The 26,240-nt window shown below is 68.7% G+C and carries 22 protein-coding genes; 12 read left to right on the top strand and 10 right to left on the bottom strand.

All coding sequences use genetic code 11. From position 1 onward, the window contains the following. Positions 1-66: 66 nt before the first annotated feature. Positions 67-969 (bottom strand): CocE/NonD family hydrolase, encoded by a 903-nt coding sequence (locus tag J7357_RS17610; protein WP_209248495.1) that lies wholly within the window; start codon positions 967-969, stop codon positions 67-69. Between the two features lie 319 nt (positions 970-1,288). Next, the gene (locus tag J7357_RS17605; RefSeq protein WP_209248493.1) at positions 1,289-3,427 is read right to left on the bottom strand and encodes a TonB-dependent receptor; all 2,139 of its coding nucleotides are present in this window, start codon (positions 3,425-3,427) and stop codon (positions 1,289-1,291) included. Positions 3,428-3,626: 199 nt separating this feature from the next. On the opposite strand from J7357_RS17605, the gene J7357_RS17600 reads away from it, so the two are divergent. Together J7357_RS17600 and J7357_RS17595 are read left to right on the top strand one after the other, a co-directional pair. Further along, complete coding sequence (locus J7357_RS17600; RefSeq protein ID WP_209248491.1) at positions 3,627-5,021, top strand: 3-deoxy-7-phosphoheptulonate synthase class II; 1,395 nt, start codon at positions 3,627-3,629, stop codon at positions 5,019-5,021. Between the two features lie 238 nt (positions 5,022-5,259). Beyond that, positions 5,260-6,411 carry a mechanosensitive ion channel domain-containing protein gene (locus J7357_RS17595; protein WP_209248489.1) on the top strand — a complete coding sequence of 384 codons (1,152 nt, stop codon included), beginning with the start codon at positions 5,260-5,262 and terminating at the stop codon, positions 6,409-6,411. 82 nt (positions 6,412-6,493) lie between these two features. Here the strand turns inward: J7357_RS17595 and J7357_RS17590 are convergent, their stop codons facing one another. From J7357_RS17590 to typA, 3 genes are all read right to left on the bottom strand, one after another. After that, entirely contained in the window at positions 6,494-8,683 is a 2,190-nt protein-coding gene (locus J7357_RS17590; protein WP_244667635.1) for a ricin-type beta-trefoil lectin domain protein, read from the bottom strand. A 313-nt stretch (positions 8,684-8,996) separates the two neighbouring features. Then, complete coding sequence (locus J7357_RS17585; protein WP_010340463.1) at positions 8,997-9,479, bottom strand: DUF2127 domain-containing protein; 483 nt, start codon at positions 9,477-9,479, stop codon at positions 8,997-8,999. A 16-nt stretch (positions 9,480-9,495) separates the two neighbouring features. After that, positions 9,496-11,325 (bottom strand): translational GTPase TypA, encoded by a 1,830-nt coding sequence (gene typA, locus J7357_RS17580; RefSeq protein ID WP_010340464.1) that lies wholly within the window; start codon positions 11,323-11,325, stop codon positions 9,496-9,498. Positions 11,326-11,524: 199 nt separating this feature from the next. Between typA and J7357_RS17575 the strand changes: the two genes are divergently transcribed. The 10 genes from J7357_RS17575 (at position 11,525) to prpE (ending at position 20,815) form a co-directional block, all read left to right on the top strand. Next, on the top strand, positions 11,525-12,019 hold the full coding sequence (locus J7357_RS17575; protein ID WP_010340465.1) for a peptidylprolyl isomerase: 495 nt from the start codon (positions 11,525-11,527) through the stop codon (positions 12,017-12,019). Between the two features lie 91 nt (positions 12,020-12,110). Beyond that, positions 12,111-12,488, top strand: a complete 378-nt coding sequence (locus tag J7357_RS17570; protein ID WP_244667634.1) for a glutaredoxin family protein — start codon at positions 12,111-12,113, stop codon at positions 12,486-12,488. 36 nt (positions 12,489-12,524) lie between these two features. Then, on the top strand, positions 12,525-13,511 hold the full coding sequence (locus J7357_RS17565) for a malate dehydrogenase (RefSeq protein WP_209248487.1): 987 nt from the start codon (positions 12,525-12,527) through the stop codon (positions 13,509-13,511). A 69-nt stretch (positions 13,512-13,580) separates the two neighbouring features. Further along, a complete protein-coding gene (locus J7357_RS17560; protein WP_209248485.1) occupies positions 13,581-14,459 on the top strand; it encodes a LysR family transcriptional regulator in 879 nt (292 codons plus the stop codon). 78 nt (positions 14,460-14,537) lie between these two features. Then, on the top strand, positions 14,538-15,158 hold the full coding sequence (gstA, locus tag J7357_RS17555) for a glutathione transferase GstA (RefSeq protein WP_209248483.1): 621 nt from the start codon (positions 14,538-14,540) through the stop codon (positions 15,156-15,158). Positions 15,159-15,257: 99 nt separating this feature from the next. Next, positions 15,258-17,768: a prolyl oligopeptidase family serine peptidase gene (locus tag J7357_RS17550; RefSeq protein WP_209248481.1), complete on the top strand. Its 2,511-nt coding sequence runs from the start codon at positions 15,258-15,260 to the stop codon at positions 17,766-17,768. A 22-nt stretch (positions 17,769-17,790) separates the two neighbouring features. Then, positions 17,791-18,099: a hypothetical protein gene (locus J7357_RS17545; RefSeq protein WP_209248480.1), complete on the top strand. Its 309-nt coding sequence runs from the start codon at positions 17,791-17,793 to the stop codon at positions 18,097-18,099. A 70-nt stretch (positions 18,100-18,169) separates the two neighbouring features. Further along, complete coding sequence (locus J7357_RS17540; RefSeq protein WP_209248478.1) at positions 18,170-18,436, top strand: hypothetical protein; 267 nt, start codon at positions 18,170-18,172, stop codon at positions 18,434-18,436. Between the two features lie 154 nt (positions 18,437-18,590). After that, complete coding sequence (locus tag J7357_RS17535) at positions 18,591-18,782, top strand: hypothetical protein (RefSeq protein ID WP_152237991.1); 192 nt, start codon at positions 18,591-18,593, stop codon at positions 18,780-18,782. 161 nt (positions 18,783-18,943) lie between these two features. Further along, positions 18,944-20,815 (top strand): propionate--CoA ligase, encoded by a 1,872-nt coding sequence (prpE, locus tag J7357_RS17530; protein WP_209248476.1) that lies wholly within the window; start codon positions 18,944-18,946, stop codon positions 20,813-20,815. Positions 20,816-20,864: 49 nt separating this feature from the next. Here prpE and J7357_RS17525 read toward each other — a convergent pair whose 3' ends face one another. From J7357_RS17525 to J7357_RS17505, 5 genes are all read right to left on the bottom strand, one after another. Beyond that, positions 20,865-21,473 (bottom strand): glutathione S-transferase N-terminal domain-containing protein, encoded by a 609-nt coding sequence (locus J7357_RS17525; RefSeq protein WP_209248474.1) that lies wholly within the window; start codon positions 21,471-21,473, stop codon positions 20,865-20,867. Between the two features lie 124 nt (positions 21,474-21,597). Then, positions 21,598-22,059, bottom strand: coding sequence for a cell wall hydrolase (locus tag J7357_RS17520; protein ID WP_010340474.1), 462 nt, complete (start codon positions 22,057-22,059; stop codon positions 21,598-21,600). 299 nt (positions 22,060-22,358) lie between these two features. Then, on the bottom strand, positions 22,359-23,855 hold the full coding sequence (locus J7357_RS17515) for a hypothetical protein (RefSeq protein WP_244667633.1): 1,497 nt from the start codon (positions 23,853-23,855) through the stop codon (positions 22,359-22,361). 95 nt (positions 23,856-23,950) lie between these two features. Continuing rightward, complete coding sequence (locus J7357_RS17510; protein WP_209248472.1) at positions 23,951-25,108, bottom strand: glycerophosphodiester phosphodiesterase family protein; 1,158 nt, start codon at positions 25,106-25,108, stop codon at positions 23,951-23,953. A gap of 212 nt (positions 25,109-25,320) precedes the next feature. Beyond that, the gene (locus tag J7357_RS17505) at positions 25,321-26,217 is read right to left on the bottom strand and encodes a glycerophosphodiester phosphodiesterase family protein (RefSeq protein ID WP_209248470.1); all 897 of its coding nucleotides are present in this window, start codon (positions 26,215-26,217) and stop codon (positions 25,321-25,323) included. Positions 26,218-26,240 lie beyond the last annotated feature (23 nt).

Below are 26,240 nucleotides of genomic sequence, written 5' to 3'. Positions count from 1 at the left end.
GCGGTCACGCTGGGAAGCGTTGGCGCTCGCTGTCGTCGCGTACAGGTCGCCCTGCGATCCTGCGGCCTACCTGGCTGGCGCCTCCGTCGTTGGCCCGAGACCGGCCTGCGCAGGCACCTTCGCCGCCTGCGGCAGGACCTGGGCGAGAAACGCCGCCACCGGTGTTGCCCACACCGACGGATCGGCCTGGGCGAAGGTCTTGTGGCCGTCGTCGCCGAATGGCGGCAGATCGACGAAGCTCACCGGCGGCGTCGAGCCGGCGCGGTAGGCGGCATACATGCGGTGCGCCAGTTCGCGTCGGAAGAAGTGATCGTTCTCGGCGTACAGCCATAGCTGCGGCAGCGTGTTGGCCGCGCCCAGGGTCTTCTCCGCCGCGATCAGGCGGTCCTCGCCGGCGCAGATGACCTCCTTGCCGTTGCTGCCGCGCCCGCCGGCGAAGCTGATGACGCCGCGCACGCCCGGCGGCGGCGCATCGGCCAGCGCCACCGCGCCGAGGCCACCGGCGGACTGGCCGACCACGACGATGCGCTGCGGGTCCACGTCGGGAAGGCGTGCGGCGGCGTCGACGATCGCCGCCTCGGCCGCCGCGATCCTGTGCCCGGCGGCGACGAAATCGACGTCGTGGCAATTGCCTGCGCCTTCCAGATAGCTGCCGCTGGAGCTGCCGTAGCCGGGCCGCAGCGCCAGCACCACCATATAGCCGCGGGCGACGAACCAACGCGCGGCGCGGGCGAAGCCAAGGCGGGTGTCGACGAGCTTGCGCTTGTCCGCGGGTGTGCCGTGGTGGATGACGATCAGCGGGAACGGACCGTGGCCCGTGGGGCGATACACGCGTGCGGCGAGATCGTAGTCGACGCCTTCCACGACGATCGGCATCCGGAAGTCCGTGACGCGTTCGGCATGCACCGGCAATGGCGCAGCGCAGGCGAGGAGGGTGGCCGCGAAGGCGGCGAACAGGTACTTGCGCATGTGCGAAACCTGTCTGGACGGGGGCATGGCAATGCGTCGTGGCGGTTCGTGTGCGATCGGCATGCCGTGTGGCGCTGCCTCCGCTGGGCGATCCCACGGCCACGACGCGGCGCGCGGCCTCGCTGAATTGCTGGACGTGCCTTGATCGGGTGGTCCGGATGCATCTTACCCGGCGGTTGGCGGTGGCCCCTCAACCGACCGGGAGCCGCCTACTGGCCGCCGTTGCGTTTGCATCAGTCCGCCACAACCACCGTCGTTCACTGTGTCGCGGCCTGCGGCACGCCGATCGACATGCCGCAGGCCGCCGTCAGGGCCTTGCTCAGAAGTCCTGCTGCAGGCTCAGGTACACACCACGGCGCGGCGCCCACTGCGGCGCGAACACACCGATGCCGCCGCCGTCGCGCAACTGGTAGTGGCGGTCGAGCACGTTGAGCACCGCCAGTTGCGCGTGCAGCGGGTGGCTGCTGGCCAGGGCGAAGTCGTGGCCGGCGCTGAGGTTGAGCTGGAAGTACGCCGGCAGCTCGCCACCGTTGGGCACGCCGTCGGCGTCGGTGCGCAGGCCGCTGCCGAACAGGTAGTCGGCGCCGATGCGGCTGTCCTCGGCCAGGGCGTAGTTGATGCCGCCGGAGGAGGTCAGCTTCTGGTCGTGGTCCAGGTGGATCCAGTGGTCGTTGGCGTAGGCCAGCGCATCCGGGTCGAAGTTGTACAGGCTGGTCATCACCTGCTTGCCCATGGCCTTGCTGTAGGCCGCGTTGAAGTAGGCGTTGATCGGCCCGTTGCTGTAGTCGGCGCTGAACTCGGCGCCGCGGATGCGGCCGTAGCGGTAGTTGAAGGTGGAGTAGACGTAGGCGGCGCCGAACTGGCCTTCGTCCTGCAGGCGATCGGCCTTGCGGTAGTAGGTGTCCAGGCCCAGGGTCAGGTGGTCGCCGACCATCTGCGAGATGCCCAGGTCGTAGTAGTCGCTGCGCTCGCTCAGCGGCTTGGTCGAGGCGCCGTTCGGCGACTGCTGGTTGGTGGTGCCGTCGTACAGGGCGATGTCGCTGGTGGAGATCAGCTCGGTGGCCGGCGGAGTGAAGTAGCGTGCGTAGCCGGCGTGCAGGGTGGTGCTGTCGCTGGCGTGCCAGACCACGCCCAGGCGCGGGCTGAGTTGGCCCTCGGTGGTGCCGAAGGCCTTGTAGCGGTCGCCGCGCACGCCGTAGTTGATGGTCCAGGCGTCGCTCGGCTGCCATTCGTCCTGCAGGTACACCGCGTAGGTGCTGGCGTGGAAGCGGCTGCCGTCGGGAATGAACAGCGGCACGTCGCTGCTCTGGCTGCCGTCGTCGTTGGCCGGGAACACATAGGCGTTGTTGCTGGCGTTGGCGTGTTCGAAGTTGCCGTACACGCCGTAGCGCAGGGTGTGGGTGCTGCCCCACGGCGTGGAGAAGTCGGCCTGCAGGGTGCTGGCGCGGTTGGCGCGCTGCACCTGCGAGGCGATGCCGTTGAAGATCAGGTCGCCGGCGATGTCGGGGGAGAAGGCCACGCTGCTGTAGCGCTGGCCGGCCGATAGCTGGTAGCTGGTGTCGCCGAGCGCGCCCTGCAGCACCAGGGTGCCGAAGCGCGTGTTCTCGCGCTGGTTCTCGTCGAGCTGGGAGGAATCGAAGGTACTGGTGCCCTGGTAGGTGAACGCCGGCGTCTGCCCCGGGTTGTTGGGGATCTGGAAGCGGTTGTTGGCGTAGCCGACCAGCAGGCTGAGCCGGGTGTTCTCGTTCAGCAGGTAGCTGAGGTCGGCGAAACCCTTGCCCTGGTGGGTCTTGTCGTGGATCGGGTTGTCGCTGTCGGTCGGGTTCTCCATGCCGATGCGGTTCTGCAGGTAGTTGCCGCTGGCGAACCAGCTGAAGCGGCCGTCGCTGCCCCACCACGAGGCGTTGGGGTTGAGCGTGCCGTAGGAGCCGCCGGTGATGCCGACGCTGCCGCCGTTGCCCAGTTCCACGCCGTTCTTGGTGGTGATGTCGACCACCGCCGCGGTGCGGTCGCCGAACTGCGCCGGCAGCGCGCCGTCGAGCAGGCGGATGTTCTTGATCGTGCGCGGGTCCAGGGTCTGGCCGAAGCCGGAGATCGACTCGGGAATCATCACGCCGTTGATGCGGTACTGCAGGTTGGCGTGGTCGCCGCGCACGTGCACGCCGCCGTAGGAATCCTGGACCACGCCCGGCGCCTGCAACAGCACCTGGTTGAGCGGGGTGGAGGCGCCCAGCGGCAGGCGCGCGATGTCCTCGGCGCTGATCGCGTACTGGCTGCTGCCGATGTCCGGCGACAGCGCGTTGCGCGCGGCTTCCAGCTTGGCGGTGACCGTGACCGGGTCGAGATCGACGGTCGGTTCGGCGGCAGCGGTGCTGTCGGTAGCGTCCGCGGCGAAGACGAGGCCGGGGGCGAGCAGCAGGACCAGGGCGATGGCGGAGGAGAGGGGGCGAGGTGTCATGGCGAGGCGGACCGAAGGGGAGGAGTTGTTACTTAATAACAGTGTGCTTTCGCAAAAACGCCGGCGTAGGCCGGAAGTCATGGTGGCGTCGCGGTGTTGCTTGCCGTTCATGTCGCGGCGCTGCCAGCGTGACCGGGGTGCGGCGCTATGCGGCGCGCCCCGGCTCTGCGAACATCGCACACTGCCAAGGAGTCCTTTCATGAATCTGTCCGCCGCCGCCGTATCCGCCTCCCCCTCGCCGTCCTGGTCACCTGCCAGTTGGCGTGAGCGGCCGGCGCTGCAGATGCCGGTGTATCCGGACCCGCAGGCGCTGGAGGCCGCGCTGGCGGAACTGCGGCACTTGCCGCCGCTGGTTACGTCCTGGGAGATCTTCGCGCTGAAGAAGCAGCTGGCCGAGGCGCAGGAGGGCAAGCGCTTCCTGCTGCAGGGCGGCGATTGCGCGGAGAACTTCAACGATTGCGAATCCGGCACCATTTCCAACCGGCTCAAGGTGCTGCTGCAGATGAGCCTGGTGCTGGTCCACGGCCTGCGCCTGCCGGTGGTACGGGTCGGCCGCTATGCCGGGCAGTACGCCAAGCCGCGCTCGGCCGATACCGAGACCCGCGACGGCGTGACCCTGCCCAGCTACCGCGGCGACGTGGTCAACGGCCCGGAGTTCACCGCGCAGGCGCGGGTGCCGGATCCGCGACGCATGATCACCGCGCACTCGCGTTCGGCGATGACCATGAACTTCGTGCGTGCGCTGATCGACGGCGGCTTCGCCGACCTGCACCATCCCGAGTACTGGAACCTGAGCTGGGTCGGCTATTCGCCGCTGGCCGAGGACTACCAGAAGATGGTGGCCTCGATCGGCGATGCGGTGCGCTTCATGGAGACCCTGTCCGGCGCGCAGCTGTACAACCTCAACCGCGTCGATTTCTACACCTCGCACGAGGCCTTGCTGCTGCCCTACGAGGAGGCGCTGACCCGCGAGGTGCCGCGGCAGTGGGGCTGGTTCAACCTCAGCACGCACTATCCGTGGATCGGCATGCGCACCGCGGCGCTGGACGGCGCGCACGTGGAGTACTTCCGCGGCATCCGCAATCCGATCGCGATCAAGGTCGGACCGTCGGCGCAGCCGGATCAGTTGCTGCGTCTGATCGACGTGCTCAATCCGGAAGACGAACCGGGCCGGCTGACCTTCATCCACCGCATGGGCGCGGCGCAGATCGCCGAGAAGCTGCCGCCGCTGCTGGACGCGGTGAAGCGCGACGGCCGCCGCGTGCTGTGGGTGTGCGATGCGATGCACGGCAACACCGAGAGCACCAGCAACGGCTACAAGACCCGCCGCTACCAGAACGTCCTGGGCGAGGTGGAGCAGTCGTTCGACATCCATGCCGCGGCCGGCACCCGGCTGGGCGGCGTGCATCTGGAGCTGACCGGCGAGGACGTCACCGAGTGCACCGGCGGCGCGCGCGAACTGACCGAGCGCGACCTCGAGCGCGCCTACCGCTCCAGCGTCGATCCGCGCCTGAACTACGAGCAGTCGCTGGAGATCGCGATGGCGATCGTGCGCAAGCAGAACGGGCGTACCGTCGCCACGCCGCTGGCGTAATCGCTTGCTGTCGCCGGCGGCGCGCGCAGCGCGCGTCGACGCAGGCAGTGTGCAACGACCTTTGCTGCGACATTGCGCAGCGGGTCGGGACGCAACTGGTTTCTGAAACGTGCACAGGCGCGGTGTCCTCCGCGATGGCGGTCGTCGCCCGGGCGCCGCCGCACCCGCTCGACATCGCGCTAATCCCCGCGCTGCCAGACTGTCGCGACTCCTCCCCCCCCCGACACAGGAGCGCATCTTGACCCTCGATCTTCATTGGGTGCCCTGGCGTGCCTATACGCTGCCGATCGGCGCCGCACTGATTCTCGGTTTCCTGGCCTGGTGGCTGCTGTTGCGCATCGCCCAGCGCATGCGCGGCCGCGACTACCGCCGCGCGCGCATCGTGCGCGTGATCAGCGTGCCGGTCGCGTTCCTGCTGCCGATGCTGATGCTCAGCTTCGCGCTCGAATCCACGCCGCTGGACGAGAAGGCGTTGACCGACCTGCAGCACCTGCTGCACATCGGCATGATCGGTTGCGTGACCTGGTTGCTGGTGCGCGGCGTGGCGGCGCTGGAAACGGCGATCCTGCGCAGCCATCCGATCGAGGTGGCGGACAACCTCACCGCGCGCCGCGTGCAGACCCAGACCCGGGTGCTGGCGCGGGTGGCGATGGGCACGATCATCCTGGTCGGCACCTCGATCGTGCTGCTGACCTTCCCGGCGGTGCGGCAGATCGGCACCACCTTGCTGGCCTCGGCCGGCATCATCGGCCTGGTCGCCGGTATCGCCGCCAAGCCGGTGTTCGGCAACCTGATCGCCGGCCTGCAGATCGCGCTGACCCAGCCGATCCGTCTCGACGACGTGGTCATCGTCGAAGGCGAGTGGGGTCGTATCGAGGAGATCGGCAGTTCCTACGTGGTGGTGCGGATCTGGGACGAGCGGCGCATGGTGGTGCCGCTGACCTGGTTCATCGAGAACCCGTTCCAGAACTGGACGCGCAACAGCGCCGACCTGCTCGGCACCGCGTTCCTGTGGCTGGACTACCGCACGCCGATCGCGCAGGTGCGCGCCGAGCTGGAGCGCATCTGCAAGAGCGAGCCGCTCTGGGACGGACGGGTCTGCGTGACCCAGGTGACCGACACCAGCGAGCGCACGATCCAGGTGCGCCTGCTGGTCAGCGCACGCAACTCCGGCGATGCCTTCGACCTGCGCTGCATCGTGCGCGAACGCATGCTGGATTTCCTGGTGCGCGAGCATGCCTACGCCTTGCCGCTGCTGCGCGCGGAAGTGGCGCCGGAGCCGGTGCGGCTATCGCATCCGCCGGTGCGCGCCAGCGATTCGGAGGCGATGCGTTCGCCGGGTGCCGAGGATGGGGCTGCGCCCGCTTCCGCGCAGCGCGGCGCCGCATGAGCTGCCTGGCTACCTGGAAACGCAGCTACGGCTGGCGCAAGCGATATGCACGCGAGCGCCTGGCTGGTGGCCAGCGACTACGTCAGTTGGACTGGACTTCCCAGAGCTGATTGACGTTACCGAGGCATTCCCACATCTGCACGCGCGCGCCGTTGCGGCTGCCGCCGGCAGAGTCGTCCAGGCACTTGCCGTGCAATTCGCTGCGGATCTGCCCGCGAATCCGCCATGCTTGCGCGTTGCTGCCGGTGCATGTGGCCATCCGGATGGCCGTGCCATTCTGGGCCGTATTCACTGGTTCCAGGCAGTTGCCGCCGTAACCCACGATCGCGCCGTTCTTGCCGAGCTGCCAGGCCTGGTTCTTGGTGCCATTGCAGTCCCAGATCTGCACCGGCGCTCCGGGGGTGGTGCTGAAATTCACGACATCCAGGCAGCGCCCGGTCGAGACCCTGATTTCGCCGCTCGCGGGGTTGAACGACCAGCGCTGGTTGGCCCCGCCGAGGTTGTCCCATAGTTGTAGCGGCACGCCATTGGCCGATCCGTACGCCACCACGTCCAGTACCTTGCCGCCAGTGGCGATGAGCGAGGCATTGGTGAAGTACCAGGCCTGATTCGCTGTGTTCAATGATTGGTAGAACTGGATCGGTGCGCCGTCGGCGCGGCTTATGCCGCTGATGTCGAGGACCTTATCGGTCCCCTGGCCGCGCAGGCTGCGGCTGCCGCGCTGGAGCGACCACTTCTGCTGGCGGAACCCGTTGCAGTCCCATACCTGGATGGGGGTGCCGTTGCCTGTCTCTCCATTCGTGACATCGACACATTTGCCGGACGGGCCCACGATCTGTCCGGGGGAACTGGAATCGTCGAATGGCACCACGGTCTGCCGGTACTGGACAACGTTAGGCACCGTCGTGAGGAAGGCGCGGGCGTTGTCGGCCTGATCCTGGACGCCACAGGGTTGTCCGTTGCAGGTGGTGATCGACGGTGACGAATACACCAGGATCTCGCTTTGCCCGTTGATCGCGTAGGCCATCGTGGTGTGGAAGCTGCCGACGTCGCTGCGATGGCCGAAATTGAAGCCCGGTTCCTGGCCGGTCTCGTGCTGGTGGCCGGAGCCGAGCAGATGGCCGAACTCATGGGCGAGGGTGCCGCGGGTGCAGTAGTAACCGCCGTCCACGCCATCGGAGATCACCGCGTAGCCCCAGCGCGAATCGGTGCCGCCGGATTGCCAGGCGACACCGCAACTCTGCTGGGCGCCATTGAAGCGCCGCACCAGTCCGACCATGTCGGCGCCGAGGCGATCGCGCGCGTCGTGCAGCGGCACCAGCGCCGCGGCCGTGGCCTGGCTGACGCCGGTGAGTTCGTTGAGGGTGCCGTCGTTCAGCGTGTTGTCCGGGTAGTCGACCTGCACGGTCCCAACCAGCCGGTAGCGCACATTGATGTTGGCGTTGGAGAAGGACAGGTTCGCCGTCTCCACCAGATTGGTGAGCACCGTGTCGATCGCCGTGATGCCGCCGCGGTAGTCACGATAGCCGGGCGTATAGCCGAGCAGCACATCGATCGTGTTGGTCGAGGTGCTGCCCGCCTGCGCGTTGACCTGCGCCAGGCTGCTGTACCCAGCGATATAGCCCTGTGCGGTGTCGCCCGCGGGCAACTGGATGACCGCATCGGCCAGCTTCCGCCCATCGGTGCGGCTGCCGGCGGAATGCAGGTCGGCGCTGACGGCCGCCATGATGTAGGGCTTGCCTTCGATCGTGGTGAGCTGGTAGGTCATGCCATCGATGGTGCCCAGCGATCCGAACACCGCGTCCTTGCCGAAGCTGATGACCGCTTCATTGCCCACCGGTTGGCCGGCCACCCGCCCGACCCAGGTCCAGATGCCGCCCTTGGCGTCGCGCCGGCTCAGATAGCTGATCTGCAGGGTCTTTCCGTCGGGCGTCGGCAACGTCATCGTGCCGTCGACGCTGGCCTTGATGGCATGCGCCTCGCTGACGGTGATCGGGTACAGGGCGAACGCGCCGTCGTGTCCGGTCGGGGTGCGGGTCGGGGTGCGGCTGGTATAGCGGATCAGGGCCCCGCTGTCTTTCGCATCGAACAGGGCGGCGTGCTGTACGGCGGCTGCAGCCGTGGCGGACGTGCCTGCAGCCAGGGGCGTCGGCTGCTGCCTGGCCCCGTTGGACGCTGCGGTGCCCTTGTCGCCGACCGCACTGCCGCAGGCGCTCAAGCCTGCGCACAACAGCGCCGCCACACTCCACCCCATCGCTTCTGCGAACCGCATTGGAATCCCCCTGTGCCAGTCTCCGCCATCGGCCGGCTGGCCGTCATGGCACGCGTTCCGGACGCGCCCAAACTACGCCAAAACAGCATCGGCAGGTGCGGTCGATTCTGTAGACGAATGAACGCTTTAGCGCGGTGGGAATGGCATTGCGTGAAATGCGTCCATGCGCAGCGTGATGGGCATTAGGGACTCGTGGCGGCTGGCCTGGCGCCAGGCAACATCCAGGCGTTGGGCCAAATCAGGGTAGCGATGCGCTGTGTCGAGCGACACGCTGCAGCAGCGGCGTCCCGCCTCTTGCATCGGGCAATGCGGCTCAGGCCGGAGGATGCCGCCGGCGCCGCACCAGGTCGCGGGCCAGGATGCCGACCACGGCGAGGTTGATCGCCAGTACCGCCCACGACGCCCAGCCGGGGTGGCGCACGATCGCGTAGACGTCGAACGGCAGGTAGATGGCCGCGGAGATGCAGCCCAGCAGCGACGCCCAGGCCTTGGCGCGCCACAGGCCCCAGGCCTCGATGATGTGCAGCACGCCGTAGGCGAGCATGCCAGCGGCGGCCAGGTGCACCGCGCCGGGGTTGATCATGGTCAGCAGCGAGGGCAGGGCGCCGTGGTCCGGGTCCAGGCTGAAGCGCACGATCAGCCGGTCCACCCCCGCGCGCAGCGGGGCCGGACCCATCAGTTCCAGTCCCGTGGCCGCCAGCACCGCGAGCAGGCCCTTGCCGGCCTCCAGCAGTGCGATCAGGTGCAGGCCCGGATGCGCATGCGGATCCGGGTTGTACGCCTTGTCGGCGGCCATGGGCGTGCGCTGCCGCTCAGCCCGCGCGGCCGGCGCGCTTGCGCTCGTTTTCGGTCAGGTGCTTCTTGCGCAAGCGGATCTCCTTCGGGGTGACTTCGACCAGTTCGTCGTCCTCGATGAAGTCCAGCGCCTGCTCCAGCGTGTACTTGATGGCCGGGGTCAGCTTGATCGCATCGTCCTTGCCCGAGGCACGCATGTTGGTCAGCGGCTTGGTCTTGATCGCGTTGACGGTCAGGTCGTTGTCCTTGGAGTGGATGCCGACCAGCTGCCCTTCATACACGTTGTCGCCTTCGGCGGCAAACAGGCGGCCGCGCTCTTCCAGCGGGCCCAGCGCGTAGGCGGGGGTGGCGCCCGGCGCATTGGCGATCATCACGCCGTTCTGGCGCTTGGCGATGGCGCCCTGTTCCTTCGGGCCGTAGTGGTCGAACACGTGGAACAGCAGGCCCGAACCCTGGGTCAGGGTACGGAACTCGTTCTGGAAGCCGATCAGACCACGTGCCGGGATCATGTAGTCCAGGCGCACGCGGCCCTTGCCGTCCGGCTCCATGTTCTTCAGCTGGCCCTTGCGGATGCCCAGCTTCTCCATGACGCCGCCCTGGTGCTGTTCCTCGATGTCCACCACCAACTGCTCGACCGGCTCCATCAGCTGCCCGTCGATCTCCTTGATGATCACTTCCGGGCGCGACACGGCCAGTTCGAAGCCCTCGCGGCGCATGTTCTCGATCAGCACCGACAGGTGCAGTTCGCCGCGGCCGGAGACCAGGAACTTGTCGGCGTCTTCCAGTTGCTGCACCTTCAGCGCCACGTTGTGCACGGTCTCGCGCTCCAGCCGGTCCTTGAGCTGGCGGCTGGTCAGGAACTTGCCGCCGGACAGGTCCTTGTTGCCGGCGAACGGCGAGTTGTTGACCTGGAAGGTCATCGAGATGGTCGGCTCGTCCACGGTCAGCGGCGGCAGCGCCTCAGGGGCTTCCAGCGCGCACACGGTGTCGGAGATGGTCAGTTCCTGGATGCCGGAGATGGCGACGATGTCGCCGGCCTGCGCGCTGTCCTGCTCGATGCGCTCCAGGCCCAGGAAGCCCAGCACCTGCAGCACCTTGCCCTGACGCTTCTTGCCTTCGCGGTCGATCACCGCCACCGGCATGTTCTTCTTCAGCACGCCGCGCTGGATGCGGCCGATGCCGATCACGCCGACGAAGTTGTTGTAGTCCAACTGGCTGATGCGCATCTGGAACGGGCCGTCCGGATCCACGTCCGGCTTCGGCGCGTGCTGCATGATCGCTTCGTACAGCGGGGTCATGTCGCCGTCGCGCACGCTGTCGTCCAGCGAGGCGTAGCCGTTCAGCGCCGAGGTGTAGACGATCGGGAAGTCGAGCTGCTCGTTGGTGGCGCCGAGCTTGTCGAACAGGTCGAACACTTGGTCGATTACCCAGTCCGGACGCGCGCCCGGGCGGTCGATCTTGTTGACCACCACGATCGGCTTGAAGCCCATCGCGAACGCCTTCTGGGTCACGAAGCGGGTCTGCGGCATCGGGCCGTCCATCGCGTCGACCAGGATCAGCACGGTGTCCACCATCGACAGCACGCGCTCCACCTCGCCGCCGAAGTCGGCGTGTCCGGGGGTGTCGACGATGTTGATGCGGTTGCCCTGCCAGGTGATGGCGGTGTTCTTGGCCAGGATGGTGATGCCGCGTTCCTTTTCCTGGTCGTTGCTGTCCATCACGCGCTCGGCCAGCACCGTGCGCTCGGACAGGGTGCCGGACTGCTTCAGCAGGCAGTCGACGAGGGTGGTCTTGCCGTGGTCGACGTGGGCGACGATGGCGATATTGCGAAGATTTTCGATGGACATGCGAAAGGGGGCCAGCCGGCGCCAGAAGGAAGGAAAGGAAGCCACCTAGTATACCCGGATCCCGTGGCGCCTGCCGGCGCCCGGCGGCGGTGGGCCGGGCGGGCCCGTTCAGGCGCCGGCGGCGGGCGCGGGCGAAGCCTGAACGAGGCGCCGTGTATCCTATGCGCCCCTCATGACGCCCCCGTTTCCAAGGAATCCCATGTCCCTGATCGCCCATTTCGACACCGCCCGCGGCCCGATCAAGATCGAGCTGTATCCCGACAAGGCCCCGCTGACCGTGGCCAACTTCGTGAACCTGGCCAAGCGCGGCTTCTACGACGGGCTGAACTTCCACCGCGTGATCGCCGACTTCATGATCCAGGGCGGTTGCCCGGAAGGCTCCGGCCGCGGCGGCCCGGGCTACCGCTTCGAGGACGAGACCAACAACGGCGTGCGCCACGAGCGCGGCGTGCTGTCCATGGCCAATGCTGGCCCCAGCACCAACGGCAGCCAGTTCTTCATCACCCACACCGCCACCCCGTGGCTGGACGGCAAGCACACCGTGTTCGGCAAGGTGCTCGAGGGCCTGGACGTGGTCGACAGCGTCGCCCAGGGCGACGTGATCAACAAGATCACCATCGAAGGCGATGCCGACGCGGTGCTGGCGGCCAAGGCCGACCGCGTCGCCGAGTGGAACCGCACCCTCGACGCCTGATCCGGCGCTGTCCGCGCGACCGGCCCTGCGGCCGGGCGCGCGGAGCCTGCGTGCTACCATTTTCCCGATTGATTGCCGCACCCGACCGCCGATGACGATGCGCCCCCTTGTGTTGTGCCTGCTGCTGCTCGCCATCGGCAGCGGCGTGCATGCCTGGTGGCGCAGCGCGGACCCGGCGCCGTCGGCCGCACTGGCCGCGGGCGACCCGCGGCGACTGACCGGCGACGACGGCATCGTCATGCTCGCCGCCGACTGGTGCGGCTACTGCCGCCGGCAACAGGCCGATTTCGCCCGCGCCCAGGTCCGCTACACGGTCCTGGACGTGGAGCAGGAGGCCGGTCGCCAGGCCGCTGCCGCGCTGGGCCTGGAAGGCGTGCCGATCACCGTGATCGGCCAGCACGTGGTCGAAGGCTACGACACCGCCGCCCTGGACCTGCACCTGCAGCCGCTGGGCTATCGCGTCTACTGATCCACCCCACCCACTTTCTTAGCAGAGGAATCCCCCATGAAAGCACCCGTTCGTGTTGCCGTGACCGGCGCCGCCGGCCAGATCGGTTATGCCCTGCTGTTCCGCATCGCCTCCGGCGAAATGCTGGGCAAGGACCAGCCGGTGATCCTGCAGTTGCTGGAACTGCCGATGGAGAAGGCCCAGGCCGCGCTGAAGGGCGTGATGATGGAGCTGGAAGACTGCGCGTTCCCGCTGCTGGCCGGCATGGTCGGCACCGACGACGCCGAAGTGGCGTTCAAGGACGCCGACATCGCCCTGTTGGTCGGCGCGCGTCCGCGCGGCCCGGGCATGGAGCGCAAGGACCTGCTGCTGGAGAACGCCAAGATCTTCACCGCGCAGGGCGCGGCGCTGAACAAGGTGGCCAAGCGCGACGTCAAGGTGCTGGTGGTCGGCAACCCGGCCAACACCAACGCCTACATCGCCATGAAGTCGGCGCCGGACCTGAACCCGAAGAACTTCACCGCGATGCTGCGCCTGGACCACAACCGCGCGCTGAGCCAGCTCTCGCTCAAGCTCGGCAAGCCGGTCGGCGGCATCGAGAAGCTGGTGGTGTGGGGCAACCACAGCCCGACCATGTACCCGGACTACCGCTTCGCCACCGCCGACGGCGCTTCCATCGCCGAGGCGATCAACGACCAGGAATGGAATGCCGGCACCTTCATCCCGACCGTGGGCAAGCGCGGTGCGGCGATCATCGAAGCGCGCGGCCTGTCCTCGGCCGCCTCGGCCGCCAACGCCGCCATCGACCACGTGCGCGACTGGGTGCTGGGCAGCAACGGCAAGTGGGTGACGATGGGCGTGCCGTCCGACGGCTCCTACGGCATCCCGGAAGGCGTGATCTTCGGGTTCCCGGTTACCACCGAGAACGGCAAGTACACCATCGTCAAGGACCTGCCGATCGACGACTTCAGCCAGAAGTACGTCGACAAGACCCTGGCCGAGCTGGAAGAAGAGCGCAGCGGCGTGGCCCACCTGCTGGGCTGATCGCCAGCGCGATCGCGTCGTCACGGAACGCCGGGCACCGCCCGGCGTTTCGCGTTGTGGGAGCCCGACATGATGAATCTGATCCACTGGCGGCTGTACGTCGCCGTCGTCGAGTGCGGCAGCATCAGCGCCGCCGCCGCGCGCTGCGGCATCACCCAGTCCGGCGCCAGCCAGGCCATCGCGCAGATGGAACACGTGCTCGGCGCGGCGCTGCTGCTGCGCGAGCGCGGGCGGGTCCGGCCGACCCCGTTCGGCGTGCGGGCGCTGGCGCATGCACGGGCGATGCTGGCCGAACTGGGGCAGATCCAGGCCCTGGCCAGGGTGCAGCGTGCGGCGGCGGCGGCCTCGCTGCGGGTGGCCGGCTTCGCCTCGTCGCGGTCGTGGCTGGCGCCGCGCCTGCGCGCGTTCGAGCGGGCGCATCCGGACACGGGCGTGGTCTGGCTGGAAGGCAGCGACGAGGAGGTCGAGGCCTGGCTGGCGGCGGGTACGGTCGACCTGGGCGTGGTGCTGGATCCGGCGCCGGAGCGCGATGCCACGGTGTTCGGCCGCGATGAATGGCTGGCGGTGCTGCCGCCGGCGCTGGCGCGTCCGCAGGCGCGCGACATCGCCCTGGCGGAACTGCTTGCGCTGCCGTTCGTGCTGGCCACCGGCGGCTGCTGGCTGCATGCGCAACGCCTGGCCGAACGCGCCGGGCTGGCGATCGCCGACCTGCGCCTGCAGGTGCGCGACTGGTCCAGCGCCTGGGCGCTGGTGCGCGATGGCGCGGGCGCCAGCCTGCTGCCGGCGTCGGTGCTGCCGGCCGAGCGCGACGGCGTGCAGGTGCTGCCCTTGCAGCCGCGGCTGCAGCGCCGCTTCGCGTTGGTCGCCGCTGCGCAAGCGGCACCGGCCGCGCTGCAATTGCGCGAGTTCCTGGACGAAGCCATCAGCGGCGCTACTGACCCGCACTGAGATTCTTGTTTCTCTGCAGGCCGCCGTGCTGCGCACACTGCGTGCGCCGACTGTCCGGCGCCGCTGCGAGACGTTCCGATGCTCCTCTATGCCGCTCCTGGCGCCTGTTCCCTGGCGCCGCACATCGTGTTGCGCGAACTGCAGCTGCCGTTCCGGCTGCTGCGCGTGGACAACCGCAGCAAGCGCACCGAAGAAGGCGGGGATTACCTCGCGATCAACCCCAAGGGCTACGTGGCCGCGCTGCAACTGGACGACGGCCAGGTGCTGACCGAAGGGCCGGCGATCCTGCTGTACCTGGCCGACCGCTGTCCGCAGGCGGCGCTGGCGCCGCCCGCGGACGCAGATGCGTTGCCGCGCTATCGCCTGTACGAGTGGCTGGCCTTCATCAACAGCGAACTGCATGCCGGCAGCGTGCCGCTGTTCGACGCCGGGCTGGCACCGGAGCGGCGCACCGCGGTCGCCACCCGGCTGCTGCAGCGCTATGCCCATGCCGAGGCGGCGCTGCATGCGCGGCCATACCTGCTCGGCGAGCGCTTCGGCGTGGCCGATGCCTATCTGTTCACCGTGCTCGGCTGGCTGCCGCGGTTCGGCCTGTCGCTGGACGCGCTTCCGGCGTTGGCCGCCTACGTCGCACGCATCGCGCAGCGTCCCAGCGTGGTCGCGGCGCTGGCCGCCGAGCAGGCGTTGGCGCCGGCCTGAGCGCGGCGCGCGGGCGGGCAAGGGCATGACCTTCGGCGCTCGGCCGCGGCGCGGCGGCCGTGCTAGGTTGCCGGGGTCATTCGAAAGGGGATTTCGACCATGCTCATGCCGTTCCGCTGGATCGGCGTGCTGGCGCTCGCCAGTGCGTTGCCTGTTACCGCCCATGCCGCCGCCGACAGCGGTTATCGGCAACCGCCCGAGCCGCTGCTCGGCGTGATGCGCGCCCCGCTCAATCCGTCGCCGCGGCTGGATCCGACCGGCCGCACCCTGTTGCTGGTGGAACGCCAGGCCTACCCGCCGATCGCGCGCGTCGCCGAGCCGTACCTGAAGCTGGCCGGGGTGCGCGTGGAACCGCGCACCCATGCCCGCCACGACATGTCCAACGGCTACGGCATCCGCGCCTGCCTGGACGGCTTCAGCCTGGTCGACGTGGCCAGCGGCAAGCAGACCGCGGTGACCCTGCCGGCCGGCGCCTGCCCGGCGCAGCCGGTGTGGTCGCCGGACGGGCGCCGCTTCGCCTTCAACAACACCGCCGCCGACCGCGTCGAGCTGTGGCTGGGCGATGTCGCCACCGGCGCGGTGCGCCGCATCGACGGCGTGCAGCTCAATCCGGTGCTGGGCGGCGAGATCCAGTGGCTGGGCGGCAGCGACACGCTGCTGGTGCGTGCGGTGCCGCAGGATCTGGGGCCGGCGCCGGTGAAGGCGGCGGTGCCGCCGGGGCCGGAGGTCAAGGAAGCGATCCGCGGCAAGGGCGAGAGCAGCACCTACGAGGCCCGCGACACCCTGTCCAGCCCCGAGGACGAGGCGCAGTTCACCTACTACGCCACCTCGCAACTGGTCACCGTGGACGCCGCCAGCGGCAAGCTGCGCACGGTCGGCAAGCCGGCGGTGTACTCGGCGGTCGACGGTGCGCCGGACGGTCGCCACGTGCGCGTGGAGCGCCTGCAGCGCCCGTATTCCTACGTCACCACCTACGGCCGCTTCGCCCACGACGTGGCGGTGCTGGACCTGGCCGACGGCAGCGAGCGGGTGCTGGCGAACCTGCCGGTGGCCGACCGGGTGCCGGTGCACGGGGTGCCGACCGGGCCGCGCGCCTACAGCTGGCGTGCCAACCAGCCGGCGACGCTGGTCTGGGCCGAGGCGCTGGACGGCGGCGACTGGAAGACGAGCGTTCCTGCGCGCGACAGGCTGCTGACCCTGGCGGCGCCGTTCACCGGCAAGCCGCGCGAACTGGCCAAGGTGACCCAGCGCTATGCCGGCCTGAACTGGTTCGCGCAGGGCGGCCAGGCGCTGCTGGACGAGTACGACGAGAACCGCCACTGGCGCCGCACCACGCTGCTCGACGCCGATAGCCCCGGCAGCGCCGGGCGGGTGCTGTTCGACCTGTCCACCGACGACCTGTACGCCGATCCCGGCACGCCCGAACTGCGCCGCCTGGCCAACGGCGAGTACGTGTTGCATGAGGACAACGGTGCGCTGTTCCTGAGCGGGCAGGGCGCCACCCCGAGCGGCGACCGGCCGTTCCTGGACCGCTACGAGCTTGCGAGCGGCAAGACCCAGCGCCTCTTCCGCAGCGGCGCCGACGTGGACGAGGCCTTTGCCGGGTTCGCCGGCGACGACACCACCCGCCTGCTGACCTGGCGGCAGTCGCCGAGCGACCCGCCGAACGTGTACCTGCGCACGCTGGGCCAGCCGCAGCCAGCCGCGGCGGCGGGCGAGGCGGTGGTCGCCTCCAGCCTGACGCCGGTGACCCGCTTCCCCGATCCGACCCCGCTGGTGCGGCAGATCAAGAAGCGCCTGGTGACCTACAAGCGCAAGGACGGGGTGGAATTGTCCTTCACCCTGTACACGCCGCCCGGCTACAAGGAAGGCACGCGGGTGCCGGCGATCCTCTACGCCTATCCGCTGGACTACGCCGATGCGTCCAAGGCCGGCCAGGTCAGCGGCGCCAACGACCGCGACTTCACCCGCCTGCATTCCTACCAACTGCTGTTGCTGGCGGGTTACGCGATCATCGACGATGCCGCGTTCCCGATCGTCGGCGACCCCAAGACCGCCTACGACACCTATCTGCAGCAACTGGTCGACAACGCCCAGGCGGCGGTGGACAAGGCGGTGGCGCTGGGCGTGGTCGATCGCAACCGCATCGGCGTCACCGGCCACAGCCACGGCGCGCTGATGGCGGCCAACCTGCTGGCGCACACCGACCTGTTCCGCGCCGGCGTGGCGACCAGCGGCAGCTACAACAAGACCCTGACCCCGTTCGGCTTCCAGAATGAGCGGCGCTCGTTCTGGGCCGCGCCGGAGGTGTACGCGCAGGCCTCGGCGTTCTTCCACGCCGACAAGATCAACGAGCCGCTGCTGCTGGTGCACGGCATGGACGACGCCAACCCCGGCACCGAGACCACCCAGGCCCCGCGCATGTTCCAGGCCATCCGCGGCCTCGGCGGCACCGCGCGGCTGGTGCTGCTGCCGTTCGAACCGCACTGGTACACCGCGCGCGAGTCCAACGAGGACGTGGTTGCGGAAATGCTGGAGTGGTTCGACCGCTACGTGAAGCAGGCGCCGCCGCGTGCGGCGTCGGCGGACAAGGCGGCACAGAAGCAATAGCTCGACGATTTAGGAGCGCACGATGAACTTGCGTTTTCTTTGCGCGCCAGTGCTGCTGGCGCTCACCGCATGCGGCGCCGTCGACACGATGAAGAATGCGTACGCGCATTCGCAGGAGGTGGCTGCCGACCTGGAGAAATCGGTCGGCAGCAAGCCCGCGGTCGGCTTCAACTGGGCGAACGGCTCGCTGGTCCAGGTCACGGTCAACTTCCAGGGCGTGCCGCACAAGCCGCTGGCGCAGATCGTGCAACTCAGCAAGGATTCGGTGGCCACGCGCTTCGAGCAGGCGCCGGGGAATGTGGTGGTGACGTTTACGGTGCCGGGGAAGTAGGTCCGTCTCCGGCGATTCGACCAGCCGACGCCGCATTGCGGCGCGGCTCGATCCAGGCGTGAGGCGAGCCATGTCCAGTCCCTGCTACCCCGGTACAACGACGCCTGTTCGTCGTGGCGACCTGGTCAAGTGGCGCAATGACGAACGCCCGTCGCGAGTGCTCTTTGTCATCAGCACCGACGACTTTCCTCCCGAAGAAGACGTCGCATCAAGAGCGTGGTTTCGGTCGGAGTTCGGCGAAGGCATCATGATCGACACGCCGACCGCAGGATGGGTGCTCGAGTCGGAAGACTGCGCGAACCTGGTATTGCTGCATGCGGTCGATGAGCGCGCCTGACGAAGCGCGCCCGAGCCGAGGTGTCTCGCAGCACTGGTGAATCGTGGTGAAGAAATTTTGTATGCATCGCACTGATGACGCGGTTGAGATCGAGCGACTTGTAAACGTGTTGGTCCCAGAAGGGTACTTCGCATACTGCAGGTGGGATGGCACGGTGCCGCTCTTGTTCGCGCTCGGCGAAAAGAAGACGCACTCGGTGGACGTGCGACGCCGTGGGCAGCACGTGGCCGTGCATTACTGGTTCGGGTATCCCGACGACGACTTCATTCGCGAAGAACGGTTCCAGACCTTTGCTGAGACCGTGGCGCCGGTGAGGGCTTGGCTCGCCAGGGACACCCCGAGCTGACACGGCGTCGTGGCAGCTTCGTTCAAGGGTCTGACAGCGCGCGCTGCACTGAAGCTGGATCCGCGTTGTCCGTCTAGGCCCCTTCGACCAAGGTCGGAACGACGCCCTCCCCGCCGAAGGACTATGCTCGGAGCCGGTGCACCGGCCTTGGGAGGGGTGGCATGGACTACGCGACGCTGTACCGGCGTTCGATCGAGCGGCCCGAAGAGTTCTGGGCCGAGCAGGCCAGGGCGATCCACTGGGAGCGCCCGCCGCAGACGATCCTGGAATACGACACGCCGCCGTTCCGGCGCTGGTTCGCGGGCGGGCTGACCAACCTGTGCCACAACGCGGTCGACCGGCACCTGCCGGCGCGCGCCGCGCAGTTGGCGCTGGTCGCGGTGTCCAGCGAAACCGGGCAGACCCAGGAGATCACCTATGCGCAGCTGCACCGCGAGGTCAACGCCTTCGCCGCGGTGCTGCAGCGGCTGGACGTGCAGCGCGGCGACCGCGTGGTCATCTACATGCCGAACATGGCCGAGGCGGTGTACGCGATGCTGGCCTGCGCGCGCATCGGCGCGGTGCACTCGGTGGTGTTCGGCGGCTTCGCCGCGCATAACCTGGCGCTGCGCATCGACGATGCGCGGCCCAAGTTGCTGATCGCCGCCGATGCCGGCAGCCGCGGCGGCAAGCGCATTCCCTACAAGCCGCTGGTCGATGCGGCGTGCGCCGAAGCCAGCGCGCCGCCGCCGAAGGTGCTGATCGTCTCGCGCGGGCTGGATCCGGCGCAGCCGCGCGTGCCCGGGCGCGACGTGGATTATGCCGAGCTGCGTGCCGACGTCGGCGATGCGCAGGTGCCGGTGGTGTGGCTGGAATCCAATGAACCCAGCTACCTGCTGTACACCTCCGGCACCACCGGCAAGCCCAAGGGCGTGCAGCGCGATGTCGGCGGGCATGCGGTGGCGCTGGCGCTGTCGATGCGCACGGTGTTCGACTGCGGCCCCGGGCAGGCCATGTTCTCCACCTCCGACGTGGGCTGGGCGGTGGGGCATTCGTACAACGTGTACGGTCCGCTGATCGTCGGTGCGACCTCGCTGTTGTACGAAGGGCTTCCGGTGCAGCCGGACCCGGGCGTGTGGTGGGCGCTGTGCGAGAAGTACCGGGTGCGCACCATGTTTTCCTCGCCCACGGCGATCCGCGTGCTGAAGAAGCATCCGGCGCGCTACCTGCGCGAACGCGACCTGAGCGCGCTGCGCTATCTGTTCCTGGCCGGCGAACCGCTGGACGAGCCGACCGCGCTGTGGATCGGCGAGGCGCTGGGCAAGCCGGTGATCGACAACTACTGGCAGACCGAGACCGGCTGGCCGGTGCTGACCCTGCTGCCGGGCGTGGAACTGCGGCCGGTCAAGCCGGGATCGCCGGGCTTCCCCAATCTCGGCTATCGCACGCGCATCGTCGACGAGCACGGTGTCGAGGTGCCGGCCGGGCGCAAGGGCGTGCTGGTGATCGAGCCGCCGTTGCCGCCGGGCTGCATGACCACGGTGTGGAACGACGACGCGCGCTTCCTGCGCAGCTACTTCAGCCACTTCGACACGTTGCTGTACAGCTCGCTGGACTGGGCGATCCGCGACGAGGACGGCTACACGTTCATCCTTGGCCGCACCGACGACGTGATCAACGTCGCCGGGCATCGGCTGGGCACGCGCGAGATCGAGGAAGCCATCGCCGGCCACGCCGACGTGGCCGAAGTGGCGGTGATCGGCATGCACGACGAGTTGAAGGGGCAGGTGCCGGTGGTGTTCGCGACGCTGAAGCAGGCTGCGCCGGATGCCGCGGCGGTGGTCGAGGAACTGCGTCAGTGCGTGGTGGAGCGTCTTGGCGCGGTAGCGCGGCCGGCGCAGGTGTATCTGGTGCAGGCACTGCCGAAGACGCGCTCGGGAAAACTGTTGCGGCGTTCGTTGCAGGCGCTGGCCGAGCAGCGCGATCCGGGCGATCTGTCGACGCTGGACGATCCCGGTGCGCTGGAGGAAATCCGTCGCGCCTTGCGCGGTTGACGTGCGGCCTGCGATGCCGGCGCAGACGCGCCGGCGTTCGCAGCGCCGATCAGCTCAGCCCTTCGGCCTGCAGCGCCGCCTGCACCTGCGGATCGGCGGACATGCGTTCGAAATGCAGCTGCAGATTGGGGCCGAGCGCGATCTGCTGCGCGCGCGCCCAGCGCAGGGTGACGAACAGGTACGCATCGGCGATGGAACGGCGCGCGCCGCCCAGCCAGGTCTGCTGTTCAAGCGCAGCTTCCGCGCGCGCGTACAGCGTGCGCACGCGCTCGCGTGCATGCTCCTGGGTGCGGGCGATCACCGCGGCATCGTCGAGATAGCGGGTGCTGCCGAACAGCGGATGGAAGGCCGGATGCAGATCGGCGTTGAGGAAGGCCAGCCAGCGCTGCACCTCGGCGCGACTGCGCGGGCTGCCGTCGCCGGCCAGGTGGGCGTCGGGCGCGAGATCGGCGATGTAGTTGAGGATCGCCGAGTTCTGGGTGAGCACCCAGTCGTCCATCTGCAGCGCGGGCACCGCGCCGGCCGGATTGATCGCCAGATACGCGGGCGCCTTCATCGCGGCGGCGTCGAGCAGCTTCAGCTCGAAAGGCAATCCGGCCCAGCGCAGCGCGATGTGATCGGCCAGCGAACAGGCGCCGGGCTTGGAATAGAGTTTCATGGAAGGCGGCTCCGCATCGGTGAGAACGCAAGAGCGTACCCGCTGCGCGGGGCGCTTGGCGATCATGGCGCGCCATGCGTGGCGCGCGGGAGCCTGCGTCAGGACGTGCCTGCGCGGCGAACGCTTACGACGCGTTGCGCGGGCGCAGCTTCTGCACGCGATAGAACGTGTGGTCGCCGATGGTCGCGACCTGGTAGGCGTTGCGCCAGCTCGGGCTGGCGATCGCATGCGCGGCGAAGTGGCTGGCGCCGGGCACGATCTCCTTGCGCTGGCCCTGCGGCAATGCCCAGTTGCGCTCGGCGTCGAAGGAGACCTTGACCGCATCGGCCCAGGCATCGTCGTTCTTCAGTTCCGTGCCCGGCTTCACCAGGCCCGGCGCGAACTGCTTGCGTGCGGTGACCACCTCGCACATGGAATCGCCCCACAGGCCGCTGTCCAGGCGACGCAGCGCGACTTCGGCGACGGCTTGCTGTCCGCGCAGCGTCTGGTCGCGCGCTTCCAGGTACACGGTGGTGCTGAGGCAAAGCGAATCGGCAGCGGGTTGCGGCAACAATTGCGACAGCCAGAGAATCCAGGCCAGTTTCATCGTACTCCTTGCTCCGTATGGGCCGTGGTCGTGGCGCTGCGCCGGAGTGGCGCGGCAAGCGATGCGGCTTGGCGTCATGGGGAGGCGGCCTGTCACGGGCCGCCCGGGTGCCGGCAATCTGAAGTCCGGCGGGACCCGCCAAGATGGGCGGATCGGAAGAGGGGCGCACAATAGGCGCCGCTTCCCGAATCGCAACTGAACCCCGTGCCTTGACAGGGTTCACATCTCGCTCTGCGGCACTGCCGTCGCGTCTGGCTGCGCGACGGCATGGTGCAGTGCCGCAATGGAGGACATCACGCTCAGGGAAATTGTTTGCGCTGCATCAGCATCGCGTACACCTTCACCACCGGATCGGCGTGTCCGCTCAATTGCGCCAGGCGTTGGTCGCGATCCGGCCAACGCTGCGCTTGCTCGGCGAGCACGTGCAGATCGCCGAACCAGGTGTCGTGATCGCGTGCGTAGTAGGGGCCGCTCAGCAACGTGGCAAGCAGGCTCATGCCGCGGTCGCGCGCCGCGCCAGCCGGCGCGTACTCGAGATAACGCAGCAGTTCGCGCAGGCGCGCGCGCTGCACGCGGCCACTGTCGTCGCCGGCCGCGGTCTGCTGCAGCACGCCGTGGTCGAGCTGGTCGAGGAATTCCATCGATGCCTTTTCCGTAGCGGGATCGCCCGCACTGGCGGTGGGGTCCAGCAACTGCGTACGGATGTTGTAGCCGGCCTGGCGGATGAGCGAGATCGCATCGGCGTCGAGCGACTGCGCGGGGACTGGCGCTGCCGGCACGATACGATCGGCCGGCAGTTCGGCGACGAAGCGCTGCTCCAGCAGCCAGTGGTTGCCGAGCAGGCTCGACGGGCAGCGCGTCTGCGCAAGGTGCGCGGCGACGTAGCTGCGGTAGGCGGCGTGCAGTTGCTCGCGCACTGCGCTGTCGGACACTTGTTGCAGCACCAGCGGCATATCGCCGGCCACGCTGAGTTCGGTGGCGGTGAAACCGGCATCGTCGCCGCGGATGCGTTCGAACATGCGCGCCAGGCTGTCGGCGAGATGTGCCTGTCCGGCGCTATCCAGCGGCGCGCCGGCCAACACCATCTTCAGCGCCGGCGCGGTATCGGTTTCGTGTTGCGCCGCGTCCACGCGTGTGGCGAGTGCACGCGCGCGCGTCGCCGGTTGCGCCGGCTGCAGTGCGGTGGCCAAGGCATAGGTCGGGCTGGGATCGTCGAGAGTGTCCGCAGCGCAACTGCCGGCCTGCGGCGTCGGCAGCGTGGCGAACACCGTCTGCGCCTGCGCCGGTGTGGCGCGCTGGGCGGCGCGCGTCTGCAGCGACAGCCGGTCCAGTCCCGCGGTGCGCGGCGCGCGCAATTCGTCGTCGCGCTCATCGTCGATGTTGCCGACGCGGGCCAGGCCGGGCATGCGCCGTTGTGCGCGTTCGGCCAGTGCCGCAGCCTGTTGCGTCAGCCGTTGCGCGGCGGCGGTTCGGTCGCCGTCGCCTTGCGTCGGCAGATCGGGGGACGTGGCGAGGCGCAACAGCACATCGGCCTGGAAGTCGGCCGGCAGTGCCTGCGCTGCGGCCAGCACCGCGCTCGCGGGCGGCCCGGGCACGGTGCTGCCGGTGGCCGGCGCGGCGTGCATCGGCAGCGGCGTCCGCGCGCTGGCGTTGCCGGCCTGCGGATGCGTGGCGAGGGACGCGGGTGCCGCCGCGTGTGCGCCATGCGCGGTCGCTGCGCGTTGCAACAGCGGCATGCACGCGCCGGCGACCAGCAGCGCGAGAAGCAGATAGCGGGGGCGGGGAGCGGAACGCATGTCGAAACTCCTGAAAGCGTCGGACGGACTGCACGGCGCGGTGGCGCCGTGCAGGGCCGGGGAGCGGCGAACTCCCCGGCGCGACCATGCGATGGTCAGTTGTAGCGGGTCGTATCGCGCGGCACGTTGGCGCGGATCACGCTGAGCGGGTCGTCGGTGATGATGCTGGTGAAGCCGGCGGTGACCTGTCCGCGGAAGTCCGGACGATCGTCGGCGGCCTCGTTGCCGAAGTACTTGGTGCGCGACAGGTAGTCGCTGAGCGACGCACAGCAGGTGCCGTTGCTGCGCACGTAGTGCTGGCCGTCATGGCTGCTCAGGCGGTACTCGGGCACCGGCGAGAACGCACCGATCGCGCGCTTCTGCGCCTGGTTGTCGGCCAGCAGCTCGGCGGTCGGGTCGCCGCGGCGCGGCTGCTTGTTGCCGATCTCCAGCCAGGCGAAGCCGTTCTGGCCGCGCACCTGGGTGATCCAGGCGTTGACCCGGCAGAACGGCGTGTTGGGGCTGATCGTGCCGCACAGGCCCAGGTAGCCGCCGTCGGCGAGGTTGTCCATGTCGCCGGCGTAGACGGTCGGCGCGAACGCCACACCCTTGGTGTAGCGGGTGATGTCGCTGGGATTGCGTGCCAGCAGCGAGGCGCTGAACTTCAGCACCACCTGGTTGTCCATGCGGAACGCATGCACCTGATCGGCGGCACGCGAGACCGCGTCCAGGGTCTTCAGGTCCAGCACCACCACCATGTGATTGGCGCTGGTGACCACGGTGTTCAGCGCCGAGGCCAGCGAGGTCGGCCGGTAGTTGGTCTTGGCGAAGTTCTTGTCGCGCAGGAACGAATTGATCAGCTCATGCCCGGTGAGGGTGCGGATGTCCGGATTCCAGCCGGAGGGATTGGTCGCGTTCTGGAAGATGTAGAACGGCGGATCGTGGTCGACCACGCGGCCGGCGTTCTGGTCGTGGAACAGCCACAGCAGGCCGTCGGCGTCCTGCTTGACGTCCAGTTCGATGGCCTCGATGTTGTTGTTGTAGGTGCTGAGGATCGAGCAGGTGGAGTTTTCCGGGCAGCCATTGCTGACCACGCCACGGTGCGCGATCACCGCGACGTCGGCGCGGTTGCCCTGGTACGGACTCTTCATCGCACTGAGGATGCGCTGGGGGTTCCAGTTGTTGGCGGCCGACGCCGTGCCGGACAGGGCGGCCAGCGACGCGCAGGCCAGGGCCAGGGCGAGAACCTTGGCGGGTTTCTTGGGCAGTTTCATGTGCTCTCTCTTCCGTTCGGGGTTGATGGAATGAAGTGAAGCAAGCGCAACGCACTGTAAGCGACGGACGCATGGGCGTGGTCGTCTGCAGCGCAATGCTCGAAGCGACGGGCATCGTCCTGGCGTTGCATGCCACCCGTCTGAAACTGAGCTCCTGGCGACACCCCGCGTGGTCCACCGCGGGGCGTCGCCGGGATTTGGACCGAGACCGGCTACCGTGGCGTGTCCGCGCCGTGCAGGTAGCGTTGCAATGCCAACGGTTCGTCGGTTTGGATCATGCTGACGCCATGCGTGCGCAGCCCGCCCCAGACCGCGGCCGGATCGCGCAGCGCGCGCTGGTCGGTGTAGTTGGCCGACAGCCGCATCGGCCTGCCGCTGGCGATGTCGTTGGTCATGGTGTTGACGAACAGGCGCGTGTGCGGCGCCAGTTCGCGTTGCGCGATGTCCAGCACTGCCGGGTCGTCGAACATCAACTGCACCACCGCCGGCTGCAAGCTGGCGGCGCGGCGCAGGGCCTGCTCGGGCGGCAGCGTCGACGCGCGCTGCAGGTACAGTGCCTGCACCGCGATGTCGGCCTTGCGCGCGCGCTGCAGAACCGCTGCGGAAACGTCCAGCGGCACGTTGAGCAGCACGTCGCGTTGCGCGCCGGCTGCCTCCACCACGTCGATCACCTGCTCCAGTGCCGCGGCCTTGATGTCCAGGTTCACCAGCACCTTGCCGCGCGCCGCGGCCAGGGCCTGCGCCAGCGTCGGTGGATGCCGCACGGTGAGCGTGCTGTCGCGTCCGCCGCCCTGGCTGCGTACGCGCAAGGCGGCGATCTGCGCCGCTGTCAGGTCGGCCACCGCGCCGTGTCCATCGGTGGTGCGGTTCACGGTGTCGTCGTGCATCAGCACCAGCGCGCCGTCGCGGCTGGTGCGCACGTCGATCTCGACCATGTCCACGCCGCGCGCGATGCATGCGGCGATGCCGTCCAGGGTGTTCTCGGACGCGAACGTCCAGCAGGCGCGGTGCGACACCACCAGCGCTGGCCCGTGCGGATCGCGCAGGCGCTCGGGCAGGCTCGGCGTCGCCGCCAGGGCCAGCATCGGCAACGACAGCGCTGCGCTCATCAGCAGTCTCCGGCAGCGCATGC

It is taken from the genome of Xanthomonas sp. D-109, from assembly GCF_017746095.1.
In the GTDB taxonomy this organism is placed as follows: domain Bacteria; phylum Pseudomonadota; class Gammaproteobacteria; order Xanthomonadales; family Xanthomonadaceae; genus Xanthomonas_A; species Xanthomonas_A sacchari.
This window is presented reverse-complemented; position numbering and strand designations above follow the sequence as displayed.

Excerpts from the sequence above, each read along its gene's own strand:
- typA (WP_010340464.1), bottom strand. The coding sequence starts at position 11,325 with ATGTCCATCGAAAATCTTCGCAATATCGCCATCGTCGCCCACGTCGAC.
- gstA (WP_209248483.1), top strand. The coding sequence starts at position 14,538 with ATGCTCCTCTATGCCGCTCCTGGCGCCTGTTCCCTGGCGCCGCACATC.
- J7357_RS17560 (WP_209248485.1), top strand. The coding sequence starts at position 13,581 with ATGATGAATCTGATCCACTGGCGGCTGTACGTCGCCGTCGTCGAGTGC.
- J7357_RS17545 (WP_209248480.1), top strand. The coding sequence starts at position 17,791 with ATGAACTTGCGTTTTCTTTGCGCGCCAGTGCTGCTGGCGCTCACCGCA.
- J7357_RS17605 (WP_209248493.1), bottom strand. The coding sequence starts at position 3,427 with ATGACACCTCGCCCCCTCTCCTCCGCCATCGCCCTGGTCCTGCTGCTC.
- prpE (WP_209248476.1), top strand. The coding sequence starts at position 18,944 with ATGGACTACGCGACGCTGTACCGGCGTTCGATCGAGCGGCCCGAAGAG.
- J7357_RS17520 (WP_010340474.1), bottom strand. The coding sequence starts at position 22,059 with ATGAAACTGGCCTGGATTCTCTGGCTGTCGCAATTGTTGCCGCAACCC.
- J7357_RS17590 (WP_244667635.1), bottom strand. The coding sequence starts at position 8,683 with ATGCGGTTCGCAGAAGCGATGGGGTGGAGTGTGGCGGCGCTGTTGTGC.
- J7357_RS17525 (WP_209248474.1), bottom strand. The coding sequence starts at position 21,473 with ATGAAACTCTATTCCAAGCCCGGCGCCTGTTCGCTGGCCGATCACATC.
- J7357_RS17610 (WP_209248495.1), bottom strand. The coding sequence starts at position 969 with ATGCGCAAGTACCTGTTCGCCGCCTTCGCGGCCACCCTCCTCGCCTGC.
- J7357_RS17540 (WP_209248478.1), top strand. The coding sequence starts at position 18,170 with ATGTCCAGTCCCTGCTACCCCGGTACAACGACGCCTGTTCGTCGTGGC.
- J7357_RS17505 (WP_209248470.1), bottom strand. The coding sequence starts at position 26,217 with ATGAGCGCAGCGCTGTCGTTGCCGATGCTGGCCCTGGCGGCGACGCCG.
- J7357_RS17600 (WP_209248491.1), top strand. The coding sequence starts at position 3,627 with ATGAATCTGTCCGCCGCCGCCGTATCCGCCTCCCCCTCGCCGTCCTGG.
- J7357_RS17550 (WP_209248481.1), top strand. The coding sequence starts at position 15,258 with ATGCTCATGCCGTTCCGCTGGATCGGCGTGCTGGCGCTCGCCAGTGCG.
- J7357_RS17510 (WP_209248472.1), bottom strand. The coding sequence starts at position 25,108 with ATGAAACTGCCCAAGAAACCCGCCAAGGTTCTCGCCCTGGCCCTGGCC.
- J7357_RS17585 (WP_010340463.1), bottom strand. The coding sequence starts at position 9,479 with ATGGCCGCCGACAAGGCGTACAACCCGGATCCGCATGCGCATCCGGGC.
- J7357_RS17565 (WP_209248487.1), top strand. The coding sequence starts at position 12,525 with ATGAAAGCACCCGTTCGTGTTGCCGTGACCGGCGCCGCCGGCCAGATC.
- J7357_RS17515 (WP_244667633.1), bottom strand. The coding sequence starts at position 23,855 with ATGCGTTCCGCTCCCCGCCCCCGCTATCTGCTTCTCGCGCTGCTGGTC.
- J7357_RS17570 (WP_244667634.1), top strand. The coding sequence starts at position 12,111 with ATGACGATGCGCCCCCTTGTGTTGTGCCTGCTGCTGCTCGCCATCGGC.
- J7357_RS17575 (WP_010340465.1), top strand. The coding sequence starts at position 11,525 with ATGTCCCTGATCGCCCATTTCGACACCGCCCGCGGCCCGATCAAGATC.